This is a genomic window from Candidatus Zixiibacteriota bacterium, from assembly GCA_020853795.1.
In the GTDB taxonomy this organism is placed as follows: Bacteria; Zixibacteria; MSB-5A5; order CAIYYT01; family CAIYYT01; genus JADJGC01.
Genome location: JADYYF010000179.1, coordinates 1 through 22,755, shown reverse-complemented (window position 1 = coordinate 22,755; position 22,755 = coordinate 1). Strand labels below are relative to the sequence as shown.

Annotated in this window: 21 protein-coding genes; 8 read left to right on the top strand and 13 right to left on the bottom strand. The window is 57.7% G+C overall.

Annotated elements, in window-relative coordinates; genetic code table 11:
- Positions 1-314 (bottom strand): 6-carboxytetrahydropterin synthase (locus IT585_13825; protein ID MCC6964326.1); only part of this gene is annotated, 314 nt, incomplete at its 3' end.
- A 102-nt stretch (positions 315-416) separates the two neighbouring features.
- A complete protein-coding gene (locus IT585_13820) occupies positions 417-1,154 on the bottom strand; it encodes an SDR family oxidoreductase (GenBank protein ID MCC6964325.1) in 738 nt (245 codons plus the stop codon).
- A gap of 155 nt (positions 1,155-1,309) precedes the next feature.
- Here IT585_13820 and IT585_13815 point away from each other — a divergent pair, with 155 nt between their 5' ends.
- From IT585_13815 to IT585_13800, 4 genes are all read left to right on the top strand, one after another.
- Positions 1,310-2,677, top strand: coding sequence for a pyridoxal-phosphate dependent enzyme (locus IT585_13815; protein MCC6964324.1), 1,368 nt, complete (start codon positions 1,310-1,312; stop codon positions 2,675-2,677).
- Complete coding sequence (locus IT585_13810) at positions 2,649-3,845, top strand: cystathionine gamma-synthase (GenBank protein ID MCC6964323.1); 1,197 nt, start codon at positions 2,649-2,651, stop codon at positions 3,843-3,845. The genes IT585_13815 and IT585_13810 overlap by 29 nt, the downstream gene beginning before the upstream one ends.
- A 137-nt stretch (positions 3,846-3,982) precedes the next feature.
- Complete coding sequence (locus IT585_13805; GenBank protein ID MCC6964322.1) at positions 3,983-4,378, top strand: DUF302 domain-containing protein; 396 nt, start codon at positions 3,983-3,985, stop codon at positions 4,376-4,378.
- 71 nt (positions 4,379-4,449) lie between these two features.
- Complete coding sequence (locus IT585_13800; protein MCC6964321.1) at positions 4,450-5,727, top strand: oligosaccharide flippase family protein; 1,278 nt, start codon at positions 4,450-4,452, stop codon at positions 5,725-5,727.
- Positions 5,728-5,787: 60 nt separating this feature from the next.
- Here the strand turns inward: IT585_13800 and IT585_13795 are convergent, their stop codons facing one another.
- Both IT585_13795 and IT585_13790 read right to left on the bottom strand, forming a co-directional pair.
- Positions 5,788-7,287 (bottom strand): PQQ-dependent sugar dehydrogenase, encoded by a 1,500-nt coding sequence (locus IT585_13795; GenBank protein MCC6964320.1) that lies wholly within the window; start codon positions 7,285-7,287, stop codon positions 5,788-5,790.
- A 231-nt stretch (positions 7,288-7,518) separates the two neighbouring features.
- Entirely contained in the window at positions 7,519-8,268 is a 750-nt protein-coding gene (locus IT585_13790; GenBank protein MCC6964319.1) for a hypothetical protein, read from the bottom strand.
- Positions 8,269-8,456: 188 nt separating this feature from the next.
- Here IT585_13790 and IT585_13785 point away from each other — a divergent pair, with 188 nt between their 5' ends.
- Both IT585_13785 and IT585_13780 read left to right on the top strand, forming a co-directional pair.
- Entirely contained in the window at positions 8,457-9,053 is a 597-nt protein-coding gene (locus IT585_13785; protein MCC6964318.1) for an outer membrane beta-barrel protein, read from the top strand.
- A gap of 6 nt (positions 9,054-9,059) precedes the next feature.
- Positions 9,060-9,617, top strand: coding sequence for a hypothetical protein (locus tag IT585_13780; protein MCC6964317.1), 558 nt, complete (start codon positions 9,060-9,062; stop codon positions 9,615-9,617).
- 67 nt (positions 9,618-9,684) lie between these two features.
- Here the strand turns inward: IT585_13780 and IT585_13775 are convergent, their stop codons facing one another.
- Positions 9,685-10,284 (bottom strand): NAAT family transporter, encoded by a 600-nt coding sequence (locus tag IT585_13775; protein MCC6964316.1) that lies wholly within the window; start codon positions 10,282-10,284, stop codon positions 9,685-9,687.
- 248 nt (positions 10,285-10,532) lie between these two features.
- On the opposite strand from IT585_13775, the gene aspA reads away from it, so the two are divergent.
- Together aspA and IT585_13765 are read left to right on the top strand one after the other, a co-directional pair.
- Positions 10,533-12,338 (top strand): aspartate ammonia-lyase, encoded by a 1,806-nt coding sequence (gene aspA, locus IT585_13770; GenBank protein ID MCC6964315.1) that lies wholly within the window; start codon positions 10,533-10,535, stop codon positions 12,336-12,338.
- An 85-nt stretch (positions 12,339-12,423) separates the two neighbouring features.
- Positions 12,424-14,103 carry a fructose-bisphosphatase class II gene (locus IT585_13765; protein MCC6964314.1) on the top strand — a complete coding sequence of 560 codons (1,680 nt, stop codon included), beginning with the start codon at positions 12,424-12,426 and terminating at the stop codon, positions 14,101-14,103.
- Positions 14,104-14,144: 41 nt separating this feature from the next.
- Here IT585_13765 and IT585_13760 read toward each other — a convergent pair whose 3' ends face one another.
- The 8 genes from IT585_13760 to IT585_13725 form a co-directional block, all read right to left on the bottom strand.
- Positions 14,145-14,630, bottom strand: coding sequence for a GNAT family N-acetyltransferase (locus IT585_13760; protein ID MCC6964313.1), 486 nt, complete (start codon positions 14,628-14,630; stop codon positions 14,145-14,147).
- Positions 14,627-15,502, bottom strand: a complete 876-nt coding sequence (locus IT585_13755; GenBank protein ID MCC6964312.1) for a DMT family transporter — start codon at positions 15,500-15,502, stop codon at positions 14,627-14,629. The genes IT585_13760 and IT585_13755 overlap by 4 nt, the downstream gene beginning before the upstream one ends.
- 16 nt (positions 15,503-15,518) lie before the next feature.
- The gene (gene corA / locus IT585_13750) at positions 15,519-16,601 is read right to left on the bottom strand and encodes a magnesium/cobalt transporter CorA (protein ID MCC6964311.1); all 1,083 of its coding nucleotides are present in this window, start codon (positions 16,599-16,601) and stop codon (positions 15,519-15,521) included.
- Positions 16,602-16,717: 116 nt separating this feature from the next.
- Positions 16,718-18,181 carry an ABC transporter permease subunit gene (locus tag IT585_13745; protein MCC6964310.1) on the bottom strand — a complete coding sequence of 488 codons (1,464 nt, stop codon included), beginning with the start codon at positions 18,179-18,181 and terminating at the stop codon, positions 16,718-16,720.
- A 20-nt stretch (positions 18,182-18,201) separates the two neighbouring features.
- Complete coding sequence (locus IT585_13740) at positions 18,202-19,617, bottom strand: ABC transporter permease subunit (GenBank protein MCC6964309.1); 1,416 nt, start codon at positions 19,615-19,617, stop codon at positions 18,202-18,204.
- 11 nt (positions 19,618-19,628) lie between these two features.
- The gene (locus IT585_13735; protein ID MCC6964308.1) at positions 19,629-20,354 is read right to left on the bottom strand and encodes an ABC transporter ATP-binding protein; all 726 of its coding nucleotides are present in this window, start codon (positions 20,352-20,354) and stop codon (positions 19,629-19,631) included.
- A 61-nt stretch (positions 20,355-20,415) separates the two neighbouring features.
- On the bottom strand, positions 20,416-21,912 hold the full coding sequence (locus IT585_13730; GenBank protein ID MCC6964307.1) for a hypothetical protein: 1,497 nt from the start codon (positions 21,910-21,912) through the stop codon (positions 20,416-20,418).
- A 3-nt stretch (positions 21,913-21,915) separates the two neighbouring features.
- The gene (locus IT585_13725; GenBank protein ID MCC6964306.1) at positions 21,916-22,716 is read right to left on the bottom strand and encodes a PDZ domain-containing protein; all 801 of its coding nucleotides are present in this window, start codon (positions 22,714-22,716) and stop codon (positions 21,916-21,918) included.
- Between the last annotated feature and the right edge of the window lie 39 nt (positions 22,717-22,755).

Here is a 22,755-nt window from a genome sequence, read left to right as displayed (position 1 = left end):
ATTTTCCCGGCAAAGGCTTCCGTCGAGGGCACCAATCCCCGCATGAACTCGACTTCGGTGTTGAGATTCTTATGGTCGACCTTGAAAACAACTTCGCGCTCGATCACCTGCTTGAGTTCTTTCAGGTTGATGATCATCCCCGTTGCCGGGTCAACTTCGCCCGTTACGCTGACCTCCAGCACGTAGTTGTGCCCATGACCGCCGGGATTGGAGCATTCGCCGAAAATGCGCAAGTTTTCAGCGTCCGAGAGCTCCGGCTTGTACATCCGGTGCCCGGCGCAGAAGGTCATTCGTTTGGTGATCGTGGTCTTCATCAAGCGCTCGGTCCCTCGCCAATTGGGTTTGGATCTTGATTGCCGCTATAATACGCCGCCGAGTTTCGAAAGTCGAGCGGATTTCGGAGCCGGACAAACGGCCTACCGTGCCGGCGGCATACCGGTCAGGATGATGTTCTCGCCGGTCAGCGGATAGGAGTCGTCCGAGGCGAGGTACAGCACCTGCCTGGCGACCTGCTCGATCGTCAAGTTCGGTGTCAGTCCGGGCGGCGCCGCCTCGCGGAACATTTTGGTGTCGACGGCGGACAGCGAAACCTGATTGACGCGGATGCCGTGTTCCCGGTTTTCAACGGCCAGGATCTCCGTTAGACCCCACAGCGCATACTTGGAGATATTATAGGCGCCGAACCCGGGAAACTTCTCGGCGCCAAAGCACCCTGATAGCGACGAGATGTTCACAATCGCGCCTTGCCGGCGACGCCGCATCATCGCAATTGCCCTTTGCGCGAGCGTCATCGGAGCCGTGACGTTGACCGCGAGCGATGCCTCGAATTCGCTGCGGCGATAGTCTTGCATCAGCGACTTGATCATGATTGCGGCGTTGTTGACCAGGATATCGATCGTGATGCCGGCAGACTCCAGATCCTGAAACAGACCTTCAATTTGGTCCGCCTGGGCCAGATCAAGCCTTTCTGCCCGGACGGAAACGCCCAGCTTGCGGCAGTCGTTCGCGGTCTCCTGCAGCTCCGACTCGGTGCGGGCGGCCAGGACGAGACTAGCTCCGGCCTCAGCGAACTGGAGGGCAATTCCGCGCCCGACTCCGCGGCCCGCTCCCGTGATCAGCGCCGTCCGCCCGGCCAACTTCTTTGTAGACTCCATTGATCCTCTTGCCTCAAATTCACTATATTCCGTCGAAACAACCGGGAGAGCCGGTGGTTACAAATACACATGCCCCGATCTCGCGATTGCGACTTCGGTGCATCTTGTCCGACTATTGAACCAGAAGAAAGATCATTTGTCAATAGAGGGAAGCAATGCCGCTCGTAAACAACATTCTGGAGGTCATCGGCAATACGCCCATGGTGCCCCTCAGGCGCATGGTGCCGGCGGGCTCGGCCGAGATTTTCGCCAAACTTGAGTTCATGAACCCCGGCGGCTCGATCAAAGACCGCATGGCGCGCTACATCATCGAAGATGCTGAGAAGCATGATCAGGTCAAGGCCGGCATGATTGTCGAAAACACTTCCGGCAATACCGGTGTCGGCGTCGCCATCGTGTCCGCGGTGAAGGGATACCGGGCCGTCTTCACGATCCCCGACAAGATGTCGGATGAAAAGATCAATCTGCTCAAGGCGTTTGGTGCCAAGGTGATCGTCACCAAGACCAACGTCCCGGCCGACAGCCCCGAATCGTATTACGAAACCGCCAAACGGATTCACCGCGAGAATCCCGGGTCGTTCTATCTGAATCAATACCACAATCCCAAGAACATCGAGGCGCACTACAAGCTCACCGGCCCCGAGATCTGGAACGATATGGGCGGCAAGATCGACTACCTTGTGGCCGGCATCGGCACCGGCGGTACCCTCTCCGGTGTCGGGCGGTTTCTGAAGGAGCAGGATTCCAAGATCAAGATTGTCGCGGTCGACCCCTATGGCTCGGTCTTCTACGATTACTTCAAGAGTGGCAAGCCGGGCAAGCCGGAAGTGTACAAAGTTGAGGGTATCGGCGAGGACATGATCACCCAGGCGATGGACTTCTCCGTAGTGGATGACATGCTTCAAGTGGGCGACCGCGATTGCTTCCTGACCGCCCGCGAACTAACCACAAAGGAAGGCATCTTTGCCGGAGGCTCGTCGGGAGCGGCAGTCTGGGGCGCGCTCAAGGTCGCCAAGGCCGCTGGACCCGGCAAGCGGGTTGTGGTGATTCTCCCGGACTCGGGTACACGTTACTTGTCGAAGCTGTTTAACGACGAATGGATGAAGAACTACGGTTTCCTCGACGAGCGGCCCGAACTCGGCAGTGTCCAAAAGATCCTCGACCGTAAGCGCGGCCGCGAGATCATCTCCGCCAAATCCGACGAAAGTGTGCACAATGTCATCGATAAGATGAAGAAGTACGATATTTCGCAGCTGCCGGTGCTGGATCGTGACGAGTTGATGGGGCTGATCCGCGAAAACGACCTGTTAAGCATGCTGGTTAGCGGGCGCTACTCGCCCTCACAGCCGATCAAAGACGCGATCGAGCATGACTACCAGACGGTTTCTCCCCAAACGCCGGTGTCGCGGCTCGCGGAACTGTTTTCCAGGCAAAACGCCGACGTCGTCTTTGCGGTTGATAATCGCAAGCTGGTCGGTATCTTGACCAAGATTGATGTCATTGATTACCTTGCAGGAGCCTGATGTGAAAGATTACGATCCGACCAAGCACCGCTTCGAAACCAACGCGATCCACGCCGGGCAGTTTCCCGACCCGACCACCGGCGCCCTGACCTTTCCAATCTACCAAACATCGACGTACGCCCAGGAAGGCATCGGTGGCCACAAGGGATTCGAGTACTCGCGGACGAACAATCCGACCCGCAAGGCATTGGAGGACTGCCTGGCCGCTCTGGAAGGTGCCAAGTACGGTCTCTGCTTCGCCTCCGGCATGGCGGCGATCGGCAACGTTATGACGCTGCTCAAGGCCGGTGACCACGTGATTGCCTCTGATGACTTGTATGGCGGCACGCCGCGACTCTTTAACCGCGTCTATGCCGATTACGGGCTGCAGTTCACCTTTGTCGACAGCTCTTACACCGATCGGATTGAAGCAGCCATCAAACCGCACACCAAGCTGATCTGGATTGAGACGCCGACCAATCCGCTGCTGAAGATTACCGAGATTCGCGCGGTAGCCTCGCTGGCGAGCCGCAAGAATCTCATCCTCGTCGTCGACAACACGTTTGCCACGCCGTACCTGCAGCGCCCGCTGGATTTGGGTGCCGACATCGTCGTGCACTCGACCACGAAATACCTCGGCGGCCATGCCGATACGGTCGGCGGCACGGTAATCACCAACAACGAGAAGTATTTTGAGCGGCTCAAGTTCTGCCAGAATGCCGCCGGCGCCATCATGGGACCGTTTGATGCCTGGTTGACCATGCGCGGGGTCAAGACGCTGCCGATTCGTCTGGAGCGGCAATGCGAGAGTGCCATGCAGCTGGCGCAATACCTGGAAAGTCATCCCAAGGTCCGGCGGGTCATCTACCCCGGGCTCGATTCGTATCCACAAAAGACTATTGCGCAACGCCAGATGCGTCTGTTTGGCGGCATGATTTCTTTCGAGATCAAGGGCGGACTCGATGCGGCCAAGCGGATGCTGGCCGACATCAAGCTGTTTTCGGTCGCGGAGTCGCTTGGCGGCGTGGAATCGTTGATCCAGCATCCGGCAATGATGACACATGCCTCGGTGCCCAAGGAGGTCCGCGATGCTGTCGGGATCACCGACGGCCTGATTCGCGTGTCGGTCGGGCTCGAGGCGTACGAGGACCTCAAGCAGGTCCTCGATGATGCCTTCAGCCGGGCATAACCTCAGATACTGATATGGTCTTATTGAGCGGGTCCTTTCGACCCGCTCTTTTTCTCCCGTCTCCAAATCCCTGAATCATCGCGCCCGGTACAGCATCTAATCATGGGAGGGGACGGTGGACATGAAAGGATGAGTCGATGTATCAATCCAGCTATACTTTCGGGGTCGAAACCTCGATGACAGTGGCGCAGGCGCGCCAGAAGGTTGAAGAATTGCTTAAAGAAGTCGGCTTCGGGATCCTGACCGAGATTGACGTTGCCGCGACGATGAAAAAGAAGCTGGACGTCAGCTTCCGACCATACCTGATTCTCGGCGCCTGCAATCCCCGGATCGCGCATGAAGCGTTTCAGCAAGAATTGGAGATTGGCTCGCTCCTGCCCTGCAATGTCATCGTTTATCAGAATGACAAGGGCGGAGCCAATGTGGCTTTCATGGACCCGATGGCCGCGCTGGGCATCACTGGAAATTCCAGGCTGACGGCGCAGGCTGCGAAGGTTACCGAATTGCTGCGGAGCGTCGCCGCGAAGCTCTGAGCCGCCCACGCGCAGCACCACTAAGCGCGGGCTTGTGAAATCGTCGTCAAAGCGTTTCTATCGCGCATGCGATGACGAGGTTCCCGCTGAAAGATAAGGTCACTGCCATCGTGGCGGATGCCGCCAATAAGGGGTTCTTTCATCTTTACTCCGCGAATCTCGTCATGAATTTGCTGGCGTTCGGGTCGCAGTTGCTGGTCGCCAAGTTTCTTTCGGCGAACGAACTGGGCGACCTGAAGACGCTGCAGTCGTTCTTCGGTTTGGCCGTCATCGTGGCCGGCTTTGGGTTGAATACGGCAATCATCAAGCTCTGCTCGGAAGAACGACCGGATGCTGAGCGCGCGGCGATATTCCGCCAGAATCTCTTGGTCGCGCTGATACCTATCGTGCTTACCATGTTTGTCGGTGTCGTAGCCGCCAGGGTCGGGCTCTTGTCGCCGGAATCGCGAGTCAATCAGTGGATGCCGGCGCTGCTGCTGGCGCTGCCGGCTTCCGTGATTACAACCCTGATCATGGCCTACCTGCAGGCGCGCAAGCGGATCAATCTGATGGCGATGTCGCAAACATTGCTGCGGCTGGGCTCGGCGGTCGTCATCGTCGCCGCGACCTATGGGGCCGGATTTGCGGGATACATCTGGGCGGCAGTGTTGATGACGACGGCGATGGTCGTTCCGCTGGCATGGGTTGTGCGTGAGTCGTTGCGGGCACCGGCGGCAGGACGACCAGTATTCAGTGAGAGTTGGTCGATTGCCAAGTGGAGTCTGGGAGCGAACTTGATTGGAGCGCTCAACGGATTCCTCGATGTCTTGCTGCTCAACTACTGGACCGACGACCGGACGACGCTCGGCTACTACGGCTTGGCGACAATCTTCATTCTTGGTCTCAATCAAGTGACGATTACGATCCAGACGATCGCGACGCCCTATTTTTCCCAATACAGCCAGAGTCCCGACCGATTTCGTCAGGTGCTAAGGACTTACCAGCGTCGCCTTATCGCGCTTTCGGCGGGAATCGCCGCGGTCGGGTATTTTGCGGTGCCGGCGGTGATCAAGTGGGTTTATGGTGCTGACTTCGCCCCGGCTGGGATGTTCTTTCGGATTCTGCTGATCCGTTACTTCATCTGGAGCTGTCACGCGCTGCTGGGGACCGCCCTGATCGGGCTCGGACAGGTGAAATACAACTTCTACAGCGTCGTGATCGCTCTGGCAGTAACGCTGTTGCTATCGGCGGTATTGATTTCTAGTCATCAATTCGTGGGTGCGGCAGTCGCGCAGGCGATCGCGGGTGGAGTCACCTTCGTTGTCGTGGTCTTGATGACGCGCCACGTACTGCGAACCCATCTGAAATGACACCGAAAAAAAGAGGGCGCATGACTGCGCCCTCAGGACTGGTGATAACCTAACCGCAAATCAGGGGCACGACGCGCACGGCGCCGGTCCGCCGGCAAAGATGTAGTTGATCAAATACACGGCATCCGAAATCGAAAGCGCGCCGCTGCAATCAGCATCGCCGGACAAAAGCGGGTCTGGCGCCGGGCCGCCGGCGAAGATGTAATTGATCAAGTAGACCGCATCGGAGATGCTGACTGCCAAACTTCCGTCCGCATCGCCGCAGACCAGCGCCGGATCACAGGAATCAGGAATGCCGTTATCGTTGTTGTCCGACTCGATTCCCACCGCGATTTCACAACTGTCAAGAATCAGATTGTTATTGCAGTCGGTGATGCCGCCGACCGGCATGATCTTGTAGATTGTGCCGCTCTGGTAGAGCACATAAAGCTCGCCAAAGTTGTCCTCGGCAAAGGAGAAGAGGCCAAATCCGGGCAGCCCCAGCTCCGACGTGCGATCCTTGAAGTCGGTTATGCTGACACCGCTGTATGCGAAGGAAAACACCGTGCCCGCGCAGTAGTCGCCAAAGAAATAGTCGCCGACAACCGCCGGGATGGCGCAGCCGCGATAGACGTAGCCGCCGGTGATGGAACAGCCGAAGTCGTGGCTGTATTCGTAAATCGGGTCGGTGGTGATGCCGAGCGGATCGCAATTCGTCGCCGGTTCATAGCAGTGAGTGCCCTCCTTCAAGTCCCAGCCGAAGTTGATGTTGCCGCTGTCGGCGGCCGGCCGCCAGTTGATCTCTTCCCATTGGTTTTGACCGACATCGGCAATAAACATGGCGCCGGTCTGGCGGTCGAAGCTATTGCGCCACGGATTGCGCAAACCCCAGTAGAAGATTTCCTGGCGCTCGGTACCGCCAAAGAATGGGTTCGAGGGCGGAATGGCATAAGGCGAGCCGCCGTCGAGGTCAATCCGCAGCATCTTGCCCAAGAGAACGTTCAGGCTTTGGCCGTTCTCGAACGGATCGCCGCCGCCGCCGCCGTCACCGGTGGCGATATAAAGATAGCCGTCCGGGCCGAAGCCGATCCAGCCACCATTATGATTTGACTGGCTGGGATGGTTGAGCGGCAAGATCGTGAAGGCGCTGTCGGCGGCCGCGCTGTCCGGATTCGCCGCCGAAACCTTGTAGCGAGTCACCACATTGTTGCCGGCCGAATTGGTGTGGTAGGTGTAGAAATAACCATTTACTGCGTAATTCGGGTGAAAAGCCAGGCCCAGAAGACCCTCCTCGTTGCCCGTAGCTACCGGCGAGACGGAGAGAAACGGCTTGCTGAACAGCGAATCGCCGTGCAAATCCCAGATTCTGATGTCGGCGCGAGTCGCTACCGACGCGCTGCCGCGCTGCTCGACGATGAACAGGCGCCGATAATCGCCCGGCGGGGAAGTGGCAAACACCGGTCGACTCAGGCCGGAGGTCAAGATCTGTGATGTCACCTGTGGTTGCCCTTGCGCCGGATAGGCAGCCGCCAAGAGTGCGATGAAAGACACTGTCAAAAGGGTGCGTGGGTAAGGACTCATCGATATCTCCCTGAAAATCAAATTCTGTCTCAATCGGGCGGCGCTGCGCCGTGCCGTACTGACCGGAAGTAAGACGGCGGTTGACTACGGGTTCGTATTGGTGATACGTCGGTGAATGTCGATCTGATGAATCGCTATTCCCAAGAATTTAGCGCCGATTGGTGGGCGGGGTAAACGAAAAGAGCCGCTCCGGCGAGCGGCTCTTCTGCAGGCGGTTCTGAATGTCTCGGCTTAGTTGCCTTCGCCGCCCGGAGCGCCGCCCGGCGCCTTCGGTATCGGCTGGGCATTCTTCGGCATCACAAACAGTGATTCCGGCACGGCGCCGTTGATCGCAATCGAGTCGATTGTTACCATCTGCTGCATCGTCCGGCCGCCGGCATCTATTGTGGAATTGATTTTGAAGGGGAAAACGACGCCATTTACCGGCTTGTGGCCGGAAAACGTGGTGGTGCTGCTGGCTTCCTTCTCTTTCACGATATAGAAGGTTGTCGCATCGAAGAAATAAACGGTCGTGTCGTTGTCCTTGGTAACAAACTCGACCTTATACGCCTTAGCGCCCTTCACGAGATCCTCACCAGCATAATTGGCCTTGGCGCCTTTGGTCTTGTAATCCAGCAGGGGGAAGCGATCGACCTGCTTCATGGCCGCGTTCTTCTGTTCGCCTTCGAGAATGAAAGTCTGACCCATCTGGGTCGCCCAAGCGTCAGTACCGTTGGTGCCGCCGCCGCCCATCACCATATTGTTTGATGTTGCTTCAACATAGCTTTTGTTCGGCAACTTGATATACGTCTTGATTTCCAGGGGCATGCCTTCCATGAACATGCTGCCCTTGAGCATGAGGGTCGAAACGCCGCGCAATGTCTTCTCGCCGCCGGTCGCGGCAATATGCTTGGCGATGATCTCGTCCGCCGTCATTTCACCGACCGCCAGCGAAGCTAGCAGTGCGACCAGGGCGGTCATGAGTACAAGAATTCTTTTCACATCTTCCTCCAAGAATTGGGAGATAAGTTCTTTGTTCAGGGCTCTACGGTATAAAAGCGCTGAAGATTCTGCAAGGAGTTTGCGGGTACAAGCGAATGATGATTGTTGTTGCCAGCTTTCGCTGCGACCGTTATCATTTCTATTAGTCTACACCTGTTTCTGGCAATGGTTTCAACTACGGAGGTAATATGAGACCAGGCGCAAAGGCCTTTGTTCTGGCGGTCTGCCTGCTGGCGGTCTCCACATCGGCGCACGCGTTCCGTTTTTCGGTCGGCGCATTCGGCGGGCTCAACATGCCGATCGCTCAAGAAGATACCGAATCGGGCACGGTATTCGGAGTAAAAGGCCGCGTTCCACTGATCGGCTTCCTCGCGGTCGAGCCAAATTTCACCTACGTTAAGAACGGTGATGCCGAAGTGGAAGTCGGCGGCAACTGGAACGAGACGATGACGCATCAGGGCGGCAAGTACAACAGCTTCGGTGTCGATCTGGTACTGGGCAATGTGCTTGGATACAAAGGTTTCGGCATGTACGGAATATTCGGGCTGTCGTCGGCGAAGTTCCAGAAGGACGGCATACCGGATCTGACCAAGAGTACCTATTGGCTCGGACTCGGTTTCGAGTACAGCGTGACCGATCAGATATCGGTCGATTTTCGCGGCAAGGCGTTCATCTTCCCGTACGAGGACGACACCGAGAACGCTCCGAATCCCGACCTCAAAACCTCGCGCAAAAACGGCATGGTAACGGTCGGGCTGAATTACTACTTTGGATTCACGGAGTAAATGCAGATGAAGAGAACAATGAGTATTTCGATCAAGCTGCTGCTCGCGGCGCTGGCGGTCTTTCTCTGCATGGGCGCCAATTGCATCACGACCGGCAATCTCATGATCATTGAGTACATCGACGATTTTGCCGCTCAGACCGAGTCGAGCCTGGATCGCGAACAAGTCGATTTGAGTACTAATGACGACTGGAACGAGCACAAGGATGACATTGCCGCAATCGACGATATCGGCTTCGCCTGCCGCATCGAGAACCTCGGCGCCCAGCCGGCCGGTGGCCAGCTGTTCCTGTTCAAGCCCAAGAACGAGAACGATTCGCTCGCATCCTACAGCGACGTACAGTCGAAGGGTACACTCGTGCTGGACGGAATCGTCGTCGAACCGGGCGCGACGCGCGAGATCAAATGGCAGGAGTCGTATGACTATCTGCAGAATTTCGAGAAGGCGAAGCAGATTATCTTCACCGAGAAGTTCCAGGTCTACTTCGTGGCCGACAAAACGCCCTTCAGCATCCAAGTCCGAGACATCGTTCTGTTCCTGTCGGTTGCCGGCAAGGCCGATTAGTCCATCTTCTTCAAGTTGAAATATCCGGCGGCGGGTGGTGTCATCCGCCGCTGTTCATTTGTGGGACTCAAGCCAGTCCCGGCAAGAGCTGGAGGATGCCGGTGCAGATGAACTCGACAGCGATCGCCACGAGTATCAAGCCCATGACGCGTGTCACGGTGTTGACTCCAGTTTGGCCGAGTTTCTGGCTGAGCGGAATCGATAAGCGAAAGAGAATCCAGACGATAAATGCCACCAGGATGATTGAGCCAACGATGAACGCCCGATCGAACCAGCCTTCGCTGCGCAACGAATAGATGATGACGGTGGAAAACGCCGCGGGGCCGGACAATAACGGGATGGCCAGCGGAACAACAGCGACATTGGACTTGGCGACGGCCTCTTCTGCTTCTTCCGGCGTCTGTCGCGCCGGGCTGACCTTGGCGTTGAGCATCGAGATTGCCAGCAGCAGGATCAGGATTCCGCCGCCAACTTGGAACGAGGCGATGCGAATGCCGAAAAACTTGAGAATCGGTTCGCCGATGAAGCTGGCGGCGATCAGCACGAGTGCGAAGACGATGACGGCGATGCGCGAGGTGCGGGCACGCTGAGCCGGGTTTTCGTCGGCCGTGACGCTCAAAAAGATCGGCACCGCACCGAGCGGGTCGACGATGACGAAGATGGCCATGAAAACTTCGATATAGTGATGCCAGTTCACCGTCACTCCTCCGGAGCTTGATCTAATGCCGATCAATCCGGAAGGCAAGGAAAATGTGCTGCGGCAGCGGCCAGCGGGAAAGGCGTGGCGCGCAGCGCTCCGGATTTATACCTTGTCGACCGGAAGGAAATTACGACGAGGTACGGCAAGTGGATGTCAAGTTGATCAGAGAGTTCCTCAAACAGATTGAATTGTTTCGCGATTTGGATGAAGGTGAGATGACGCAGGTCATCACCAGTCTCGAAGAGCATCATTTCGAGCCACATGCGCTGCTGTTTTCGGAGAATACGGCGCGCACCGAAATGTACCTGATTTACAGCGGCGAGGTGGAGCTTTTCAAACGTTCGCCATACGGCGAAGAGACTCGGCTGACGATTTTCTCCAAGTTCGATTTCCTCGGCGAAGGCGCGCTGATGGAGGACTACCCGCACAATACTTCCGCGCGCACGCTCCTGCGGTCGACCCTGCTGACGATCAACCGCGAAAAGTTTCTGCAGATGTCGCAGGATCAGCCCTCGATCGGCTACAAGCTGATCTCGCGGATCGCCCGCGTGATTTCGCGGCGGATGCGCCAGGCAAGCACGCGCGTCGTTAACGTCGCGGCCCAGTACGTATCCGGGCGCACGCGCACCGAACACGATCTGCTGGGCGACCGTGAAGTTCCGGCGGAGTCGCTCTATGGAATTCAGACACTGCGGGCGCTGGAGAACTTCAACATCTCCGGCATCTCGCTGGCGTACTACCCGGAATTGATCAGCGCCCTGGCCGCAGTGAAGTTGGCGGCGGCGCGCGCCAATCACGAGCTGGGCCTGCTGTCCCAGCCGATTGCCGAGGCAATCGCGCAGGCTTGCAGCGAAATCATGAACGGACGTCAACACACGCAGTTTGTGGTGGATATGATTCAAGGCGGCGCCGGCACCTCGACCAACATGAATGCGAACGAGGTGATTGCCAACCGCGCCCTCGAGATTCTGGGGTACGAGCGCGGAGAATATAAGTACTGCCATCCCAACAATCACGTCAACCTGTCCCAGTCCACAAATGATGCCTATCCGACGGCGCTCAAGATTGCCCTGATCAATAGCAACGCCCGGCTGACGGAAGTGCTCAGGCAATTGATCGATTCCTTCCAGCGCAAAGCGGAAGAATTCCGCGACGTGATCAAAATGGGGCGGACGCAGTTGCAGGATGCCGTGCCGATGACGCTGGGGCAGGAATTCGAAGCGTATGCGGTGACGTTGGAGGAGGAAATCGATCGCTTGCAGCAAAACGCGGCGCTGTTCCTCGAAGTGAACATGGGTGGCACCGCGATTGGAACCGGCATCAACGCCGACCCGCGCTACTCGGCGCACGTGATCCAGCATCTGCGCCGGATCACGGGGCTGGAGATTACGCTGGCGAAGAATCTGGTGGAGGCAACGCAGGACACCGGAGCCTTTGTGATGTACTCCTCCGCGATCAAGCGGTTGGCGGTCAAACTCTCCAAGATCTGCAACGACCTGCGCCTACTGGCCTCGGGACCGCGGGCGGGATTCCACGAAATCAATCTCCCGCCGATGCAGCCGGGGTCAACAATCATGCCGGGGAAGGTCAATCCGGTGGTGCCGGAGGTGGTCAATCAGATCGCTTTCCTGGTGATCGGCAACGATCTGACCGTGACGCTGGCAACTGAAGCCGGGCAACTGCAGTTGAATGTGTTCCTCCCCATCATCGCGCACAGCATGTTCGAGTCGATCGAAGTGCTCAAGAACGGCATGTTCACGCTCAAACATCGCTGCATCGACGGCATCACGGCGAACGCCGACCACTGTCGCCTGATGGTCCAGCAGTCGATCGGACTGATTACGGCTCTGAACCCGGTCCTCGGCTACGAGACGGCCAATGCCCTGGCCAAAGAGGCGCTGGCCTCCAATCGCGGCGTGTATGAGTTGGTGCTGGAGCGCGGATTGATGACCCAGGCGCAGCTCGATGAATTGCTCAAGCCGGAGAATATGATTCGGCCGCGCTTCCAAGATAGGGCTTGATCGCGCTCGATTAAGCTGTATCATAATCTCGATGTTGACCCCGGATTCGGACCCGATCACAAACCTCTGCCAAGGACTTTGAGCCATGACCGATAATCTGCGCTACAATGTCGCCGACCAGCGCCTGAGCTATAACGGGCGGCTGGAGGAGTTTAAGTTCGAACAAGACCGCATCATCGAATTCAATCACCGCCACAAAACGGTACTCAACAAATACGAATTGGCGCTGGAAAGCTGCACGATTCTCAACCTCAGCAATAAGATCAACTATCAATCCAACCTTGGCGCGCTGCGTAACCGCCAGTTGCGCCAGTCGGTGATCCTGTCCGCCGCCCTGTCGGCCGTGGCCGTCGGGCTTCACGGTCGCGGCAGCCTCCGTCAGGTGCCGAAACATTTGGTTACCAGCGAGCTGAAGAACAATCTCAAGCGCGCCAATGATCGCACGGCGGCTCTGATCATGTCGGAAGTCCTGCAGATTACCACCGAGACGTTGCCGGTGGGTGAGGAAGTTATCATCGAATCGGCGATCACGGAAGGCGTGCGGGTCAAGCCGGGCGTGGAGGCCGGGGGTAATCCGACGATCGCCGTCGGCGCCGTCTTCGGCAAGCCGGAGCACCGGGCAATCTACGGACTGCGGATGCCGCCGAACGTTGAGTTGTTGTCGATGGGCAATGACGTGATCGACGGTACCGGCAAGTCAGTTGAGGGACTGCACTCGAGCTTCACCGCCTTGATGCTTACGGAGTCGGGGGTCAAACGCCATCTGCCCGACACCTACGTACAGCGCTGGATGGCGAGCGCGCCGTTTGAGGAGTTCAATCCGCGCGAGACCAAGATCGTCGAAATCGCCGAGATTCTCGCGGACGCATACGGAATGTCGGGCAAAGACCAACTGAGCGCGTTCTTCCTTGATCGCCAGCGGCATCGTTACGCGATGGATATTCTCAATCGGGCGGGAGTGGCGACGCCGTTCGACAAAGACGGCGACTTGATGCCGGCGATCGTAATGGGACTGGAAGGCTTGGCATTTCCGGATGGACGGCCCCTGTCGTCGATGATCGGCGAGATCGGCGGTTCGGCGGAGTGGGCCGTCGGGGTGCTGCCGCTGGTCTGGCGCGGCGGACAGGCGATCGGTATGCTTACCAGCCAGTCGTCGCTCACGCGCAAAGACCTGACTGAAGAAGAGCTGTGGAAGGAGCGCTTCCACTTCACGGAAGACGAGTTCATGTCGATCCAGGACGCGCGCTTCCAGCGCAAGCCGTATTTCACGATCAAGGACATCCTCGACGACCCGATGGCCGGCGGGATCGCCGCCTTTGGCGCGATCACTGACAGCTTCTATGTCCCGGTACTCAAGGGGGTGGAGGCCGATGCCGAACGCGGGCGTATCCGCGTCAACGTGCTGGTCGTGAACTCGATCGGCATGGTCGATGTGTGGCTGTTGGAGTTTTCCTGCAACAACAGCGTGAGCGAAACGACGCGTTTGATGATCAATCCGAAAGAAAAGCTGGAGGAGTTGGCCAGCAGCGACCTGGAGAGCGCCATCGGTGCGATGCTTGACAATCCGCGTGAGCGTAGCCGCTTCTGGATCTTCTTCAACAATGAGTACTATCCGGCGTTGATCCCGATCCATGATAAGGTCGTGCTCTTGAATAACGCCGTCAAGGCGCTGCTGGAGCGCAGCGTGCTCAATGAACGGGATCGCGAGATCATCAAGACCACGCAGAAGCTGGCGCCAGAACTGTTCGTCAATTCCGAATTTTGATCAACTGCCGGGAGATCCTTCAAGGTCTCCCGGCGCTTACTTCACTCCAGCATCACTTCGAATTCGATCTCGTCGCGAATCGGGAGCCCGTAACAGCCGGTTGCGGGGATGGTCGGCTTCAGGCGGCGCGACTCCGTGATGGCGTCGTGATGAATCTTGATTAGACGCAGCCCGAGCCGGGCGTAGAAGCGGATGGCATCGATATTGTCGTTGGTGGTGATCAGCCAGAGCCGCCGGCAGCCGGCGGATCGTGCGGCCGCAATGGCGGCGTTCATCACTGCTGTGCCGACACCGGAGCCTTCGCGGAACGAATTGAGCGTGACGATCTCGCATTCATGGCCCACGATCTGGTAGGTTAGTAATCCCAGGCACTGCTCTCCGGCAACGGCGACGATACCCGGCAGTTGGGAGGCGTCGACTAAGTGTCCACGCGAGGCGATCCGATAGGAAGTCCAGTGCTCGATCAGCGTCGCTTTGAGCCAGTCGCGGTCGGTGGTCGCCAGTGGCCGAATGTTAAACTCGATCATCGGTTCTTACCTCGTTGTCTTTGCGCGATGTACACTCCCAACAGGACCAAGGCGCCGCCGAGAGCCGACAACGTTCCAAAGGGCTCCTTCAGCAGGGGCACGGCCAGAGTTGTCGTTGCGATTGGCTCCAGATAGAGAAAGATGCCGGCGCGTGCTGCTCCCAGACCGGCGACACCCTCCTGCCAGAACCAGTGGGCCAATGCGGTGGCCAGAACGCTCAGCACCAACAGCGCCACAATCACATCAGTCGGCAGGTGTCGAAATGAACTCCAATCGGAGAAGAGTAGCATGTAACCCAGCATCACCACGGCGGTCGGGAGAAGAACTCCAAGAGTTACCAGCAACGGCGGCCGCGACCGTGCCAGATCGCGCGTAACGACGGTGTAGATGGCCCAGGTGTGCGCCGAGGCCAGGACCAGCCAGTCGCCGGTGCTCTTAAGCCAATCGAGGTCGCCGATCTTGCCGCGCGAGACCAGGAGCAAGATTCCGGTGGTTGCCACCACGATACCAATGAGCTGTGATAAGTGGATCTTCTCACGCAGAAAAAAATACGATAACACGACCGTAACGAGCGGTGTCACTGAGATAATCCAGCCGGTATTCGTGGCCGTAGTGTACTTGATGCCGGTGATTTGGATCAGGAAGTGTGCGGTAATAATCAGAGACCCCAGCGCCATACGTCGAATGGTCGAAGCATCGAGGTCGAAGGGCACCCGTTTGACCTTGGTAAGGACAAAGAGAATCGGCAGGGCGATCAACATGCGCAGGCCGAGTAGGTCGGCGGGCGATAGATGTCCCAGACAGATCTTGGTCGCCACGAACGACCAACCCCAGATGACGACGGCAAACAGCAGTTGCAGGATGGGGATCATTGAGCTTTGAAGGGGCTTAGAGCCAGTGTCGGCGCCGGAAATACCAGATCAGGCCGGCCGAGATGGCAAGACTCACGACCCAGAAAAGCATATAGCCGTATGGCCAAAGCAACTCCGGCATATTGAAGGGTCCCGCGGCAGTGTCAAAATTCATGCCGTAAACGCCGGCCAGAAACGTGAGCGGGATAAAGATTGTCGCAATAATCGTCAGCAGTTTCATCACTTCGTTGGTCTTGTTGTTAATGCTCGATAGGTAGAGATCAAGCAGGCTGGCTACGGTTTCACGCTGCGATTCGACGGTATCCATCACCTGCACGACGTGCTCATAGAGGTCGCGGAAGTAGGGTCGGCTGGCGTCCTGAATCAATTTGCAGTCGGCCCGTTCCATTGCGCTGAGCGCCTCGCGCAACGGCCACACGGCCCGGCGCATTTCAATGAACATCCGCTTCAGATCATAAATGGTCGACATATTCTCCGGCCGGGGCGCGCGAATGAGACGTTTCTCGACGGCGTCGACGCGTTCACCCAGCCGCTCCAGAACGACGAAGTAGTGGTCAACGACGGCATCGATGAGCGCATGCGCCAGGTAGTCGGTCGCGATAAAGCGCTGGCGCGGGACCGTTTTGCGGATGCGCTCGCGGATCGGGTCAAAGACGTCCCCTTCAACTTCCTGAAACGAAATGACAAACGACTTGCCGATCACCAGGCTGACCTGCTCGGAGACGATCTGACCGGTGCGCGGTTCGACGTAGAGCATGCGTAACATCAGTACGACGTATTCACTGTAGTCCTCGAACTTCGGCCGCTTGGTCGTGTTGACGATGTCTTCGAGCAACAACGGATGGATTCCAAAGCGCTTGCCGATCGCCTCCACCACGTTGAGGTCGTGCACACCTTCGATATTAATCCAGGTGACTGTTTCCGGCGCCGGAGAGAGCTGCCACTCGTCGAAGCGCTCGATGCGATACTCCCTGAGTGCGGTCGCGTCGTATTCCATAGCATCAATTGTTACCTTGGAAGTACGATCAAGGCCGACGTAGACGAGCGCGCCGGGAGTGAGTCCCAACTTGCGCGTAAGCTTCTGACTTGAGTGGCTCATGGTATTCCTGACTGCAGGCGGCCCCCAATAAAGCCATTTAAACTCTGCGGGAAACAAAATTTTGCGGGCCGGTGAGGACGCCTCCACAAACCTTCGGGAGGCGTCCGAACGAAACTTCAGCGCACGTCGTAACGTGAGAATGCTACAAACGCTGCACCGAAGGCCAGAATCGAGTACAACGCCAGCAATCCGAAGTCGACCACCGTCGCGGCGGCTGCGCCCATCAGTGGATATTGCGGCGGTGTGAAGCGCGGCAGCTGGCTGACGTCTAGAGCGCCTTGGTCGCGCGGTGTACCGATCTTGAGCCCTGACTGCGTGTCAATCGAAATCGTAAACGCTCCGGAGGCGCCGCCCTCCGCTTGTTTGGCTTCGACGAACTCCAGGAACTGATCGCGGAAGTTGCGCAACGACTCCTCATAGCGGGATTTCAGTTCGACTCCGGTACCGGCGAGATTCATCGCGGCAAGCAGATAGGCCGAAGCCGGCGAGAAACGTGACAACGTAAAGGCCAGCCGCTCCTGCGTTTTGTGGCGATTCTGCAGATCGATGTTCAACTTGGTCTGGTACGTTTCGATCTCCTGCTGTACGGCTTTGCGGGCCGCGTCGTCCTCTTCCATGTACTTCCAAAGCTGCTCATCGGATACCGCTTGCGAGTTGCCGTCGCCATTGGCGCGATCTGCGTTGCGCTCTTGCCAGCGTTTCTCTTGCTCTTCGTAGAACGCCTGCCAGCGGTCCTTGGCGAAACCCTCCGACTGCCCCTCAATTTCCGCCACGCTGGGCACCGGCAGGAGCTGGCCAGAGATGATAACGCCGGCGCGCGGAATGATCAGGATGAAGACAATCCACCCGACCAAGGCCAGCAGGAACGAAACGGACGGCCGTCTGGTCAGCGCCGATATCAGTACACCGAAGGCCACGAAGAAGGTGAAATACAGGACCGACACGGCCATCAGCATGAGCAGTTTGAACCAATGATCTGTGGTTAAGGGTACATGGAAGGCCATCACCAGCAGCAGGCAGAGCAGCAGCGGAATCATGATTGGGATAACCAATCCCAACCAGCCGCCAATGCACTTGGCCAGCAGGTAGCGCGCTCGCGGCACTGGATTGGCGAAAACCAGTTTGAGCATTCCCTCTTCGCGTTCGCCGTTGATGGCATCGTAGGTGAACAGGATCGCCAGCAGCGATAACACCACTTGGACAATGAAGGCGAAGTCGATGAATCGAAAGAGGGCGAAGATGGGGTCATCGGAATAGGCGCTATTGCGCAGCTTGACAATCTCGCGCGTGCTAATGCTCGAAAAACGCCCGAGATCGTAGCCGAGTCCGGAGACGAAGACTTGCATCGGATCGGGCTGGCGATAGGCGCGGTAAGGGATATTGTGCCAGCCGGTGGCTTCGCGCGCTCCTTCTTCGACCAATTGCGTCGCAGTCTCGTATTGGCGGACGGCGTTACGGTATTCCTGAATTCCGATGAAGACACTGAGCAGCATCAACACGGCGCAGATCAAGAACGTGGCTACGAATTTGGGGCTGACGATGATCGCTTTGAGTTCCTTGACTATCAGAGTTCCCAGCATAGTTCCTCTCCCAGTAAAAGCTACCTGACGTCATAGCGCAGGAAGGCGACAATCGCCCCGGCGAAAAAGACGAAGTTGTAAAGCACCAGCAGAACGATATCGAATCCCGCTGCCGCCAGCGATGCTGCGAAGCTAAGGGGTCGATACACAAACTCGGGAATTTCCGTCGGATCAATCGGCTCCGGTTCCTTCTCGTCGTCGGAGAAGGAACGGACGACGATCATCCGCCCTCCCGGCACACTCCCGGTCTTCTCTTTCATAAACTTGGCGTAACCTTCCTGGTAGGCCGTGGCCTCCTCCTTGTAATGCTGCTTGAGGTTGAGCGAGGTTCCGGCCAGATTGGTGAGCGCCAAAGAGAGGGAAGCAGCCGGCGAAATGCGGGCCAGGCCGAGCGCGACTTGCTCTTGTTCGTGCTGCTTGTTGGTGCGTTGCTCATTGAGACGCTCGGAGAATTCCTTCATCTTCTGGTCGCGCTTGTCGGCGGCTTCTTCCATGAAGCGATTCAATTCGGCCATCGTGGCCTCCGGGTCTTGTTGATGGCTCGGTTTGAAGTTCTTCCAGTTCTCCCGATCCTCCTGAAATTGTTGCATCTGAAAGCGCATCTTCTGCGATCCGATCTCGTCCACGGATGGCACATCAACCGCCCGGCCGGCCAAAACGACGGCCGCGCGCGGGACGATCAACACGCACATAATCCATGCCGCCAGCAGCAGCAGAAAGGAGCTGGAGGAACGCTGCGTCAAGGCCGAGACGAAGATGGCCAGAGATAAGAACAGCGCAAAATAGAGCAGACCCGAACCGATGATCAGAACCAATCGTCCCCAATCCGTCCCCGTCATCGGAACTCCCAGCAGCGGCAACAGCAGACACCCGATCCCGAGTGCCAGCAGGAGCGGCAGAATCAGGGCGGCGCCGGCGCCGAGCAGTTTGCCCAAGATGTAGACGTGGCGCGGTATTGCGTTCGCGAAGGACAATCTCAGGGTGCCGCGTTCCTTCTCGCCGCTGATAGCATCATAGCCGAGCAGAATCGCAAACAGCGACAACACCACCTGGAACAAGAACTCAAGATCGAGGAAGCGGAAGACGGCGTAGATCGGATCTTCATTAAACTTGCTGTCCTGCGCTGACAGCTCGCCGCGGCCCTGGATCTCGGTCGTGCGTCCGATGTCGTTAGCGATGCCAGTGACCAGCGCCGCGACCGGCTCCGGCGGCAGGAAGACGCGGTGCGACTGAATGTTGAACCAGTCGGTGAGGCCTTCGAACTGCCGCAGGTTTTCGGCCTTGGCGGCTTCGTACTGGGACTGGCTGGCCTGAAAAGTCCGCGCGCCAACATAGAAGGTGATCAGGATCAGCGCCGTGCAGGCGCCGAAGATGACGGCAAATTTCGTCGTCCCGATAATATCACGAATTTCCTTTTCGATTACGGTGGACAGCATCTTCGTTCTCCTCAGGCGGCGACGCCGTTATGGCCGGCCATGTATTGCATGTACAGCGCTTCCAGATCCTGCCCGACCAGATCCGCGGCTTGGCGTTGCATGATGATGCGACCCTCGTTCATGATGGCGACGGTATCGGCAACTTCCTTGGCGCGGAAGATGTCGTGGGTCGACATCAAGATCGCCTTGCCCTCGGCGCGCAGTGATTCGAGCAGGCGGAGAAAATCGTGGCCGGCCTGGGGGTCGAGACCGGAGGTTGGTTCATCGAGCAGGACGGCGGGTGCGTCCTTGAGAATTGCGATGGCGATGCCGCATTTCTGGCGCATTCCTTTGGAGAATCCCTTGAGCCGCTTGCCGTGCGCCTCCTCCGCCAGGCCGACTCGCAACAAGACAGCACGATAGTCGTCGCGGGTATACTGGGTCTTGCCGCCGAGGCGGGCGAAAAAGTCGAGGTTTTGAATAGCGGTGAAATTCGGGTAAAGCATGACATTCTCGGACACATAGGCCACGAACTGCTTTGCCCGCAGGGGTTCTTGATGCGTAACGAAGCCGTTGATGCGCGCTTCGCCTTCACTCGGCTCAATAAAGTTGAGAAAGAGATTGATGGTCGTGGTCTTGCCGGCGCCATTGCCTCCGAGGACCGCAAAGATTTCGCCGCGGTTAACGGAGAAATTGACGTGATCAAGCGCCAGTACACCATCCTCGTAGCGCTTGGTCAGTTGCACGGCTTCGAGCATTGGACTGGTGCCGGTCATGATGGGTTCGCTCACTTTGATCTCCTTTATCAGATTGCCTTGACTACCTGCGCGAGAGTCTGATTCCGAAAATGACGATGCCTGCCACCAACCCGACAATCAACATCAGCAGGAGCGCGGTCCCGACGAAATTGGAGTCGGGCAGGATTTCCACCGTGACCGACTTGTCCTCGCCGTTGACCGGTTGGCCGTTGGACTGTCCGGTCGAACGCAGGCGCACTTCGTATTTGCCGGCGGCGACGTCGGCGGCGGGCTTGATCTTCAGACTGACGCGCTGTTCTCCACCGACATCGAGCTTGGTCACGGTCGCCGGCGTGATTTCGCGTTGCCAGTTCAGCGGCAGATCCGACTTGACTTCGATATTGTCGAGCCGGTGGCTGCCTTCGTTGACGAGGTCGAGATTCATGTCGACGCAGCCATCGGACGGAATGGCGTAGTAGAGCTGTGGCGCCCGCACCAGCAGTTTGCCCTTGCCGCGCGGCAGCACCTCGAGGCGTGCATAACCAACATCAAGAGCTTCGATCTCCTCCACGCTCCAGGTTTTGGCCGCGAGATCGCGGAGCGCTTCGGCCTTTTCACGCGGAACCACCATAACGTAAAAGGGGAGCGGTCGGTCGAGTGTAACGGACTCGGTCGGGCGGTCCGGCAGGCCGATTTCGAGCGCAGCCCGCTTCGTGTGCGTGCTTTCGGTGAACTTGAACTGACTTAATCGCGCCTGCCCCGAAGGTTCTTTGAAGAACCGTGAAATCTGTTCGGGCAGATTGACGACCTCCAGACTGAAGGTGTTACCGGCGCCGGAAAACAGCTCCAGTGTCAGATCGAACGTTGCCGCCTTCCCCAGTTCAACCTCCTGAGAGAACTGCTCCGATTGCACTGCCACCTTGTTGACCGACGCATCTTTCTGGAGGAAGATCTTCATGCTGCGCTGGGTGCCGCTGCCATAGATCATGTACACTGTGACAGCATCGAGTTCCTGCAGCAGTGCAAAGTCGATCACTGCCGGCTCGCCGAAGCGAAGTTGCCCGATCTTGGCCTCGTAGGGCTGGCTGATCGTGGCGCCGGCCTCATTGAGCAGGGAGACATAGACGTTGTTGATGATGTCGGGTTGCAGCGAACGAAACAGCTCATCGTCGAGATTGACCAGCTTGTAGAATTCCTGGCTGCCGCCGGAAGTATTGGCCAGGGTCAACCGCACGCGCCGTTCGCCATTCTTGCCGTGATACTTGACCGCACTTTGAACCGTGATGTATTGCTCCTCGAACAACACCGCCAGGAGCGACTGCTGGTAGTTGACCTCCGCATCGGCGAAGAGATTGTGGGCGCGGTCCAGTTCCGCCTGCGTGATCAGGCCGCGTCGAAACATCTCCTCCTGCCGGGCGAATTCAGCGTGTGCCACCTCATAGGCTTCCTTGGCACGCTTCAAGCCCAGCAGGCGATACTTGTCGTCACGCTGATTGAAGGGAACGTTTGACTGTGCAAGAGCAGCGGCGATCCCGAGCACCACGATCAGACTGATCAACGCAGCGGCAGATCTCATCATGGGCTACTGCGATTGCCGTTTCTCGATGATCAGCGGAGCCGACGTGCCGGCCGGCTTCTTGATCTTGATCTGTTTCGTTCCGTCACCCTGTTTCAACGTCAAGGCGACAAAGTCACCGACGGCGATCTTGCCATAACGTAGTTCAAAGTCGCCCACCGAAACGACTTTGGTGCCCGCCAGTTCCAGAATTTCGTCGCCTTCCTTGAGCGACAATGCCTGAAAATTCTCCTTGGCGTTCGGCAGCACGTGCGCGACGATGACGCGGTCGCCGTCCGCCTTGACGATGATCCCCAGATCCGGGAAAGCCGCCACCTTGCCGTCGGCCCCGCCCAGAGTGACGAAACTTGCACCCCCGCCTCCGCCTTCGGGCGCGCTCAGGCGCACTTCTCGCTTCGGTAGTTTCTCCGGATCGCACTTGACGAAGCTTACGATCATCAGCTGCCGGTCGCGACGAATTCCCAGCTTCACCTCGGCGCCAATTGCCAGCGCTTCATAACCGTCTTTGAGATCCTTGATCGAAGTCAGTTTCTTACCGTTCAACATCAGGATTTCGTCGTCCCGTTTCATGTCAACTGCGCGATACCCCTCCGGCCGCTGATCGCCCGGTGCGATCAGATCGATCTTAAGATTGCTATCCGCGCTCACGATCACCGCACCGGTCTCCTGCAGGATGAACACATCGCCCGGTTTCATCATCCGCATGATCGGGCGCTTATCGTCGGCAGCGTCGGTCCGGTCCAGGATCATTCCCAGCAGGAGGCTGAGCAGCAGCGCTATGACGATCTCCAACGTGATTCTCTTCATGAGCATTATCTCCTCTCTGTGAAATCTGTGGTCGTTGGT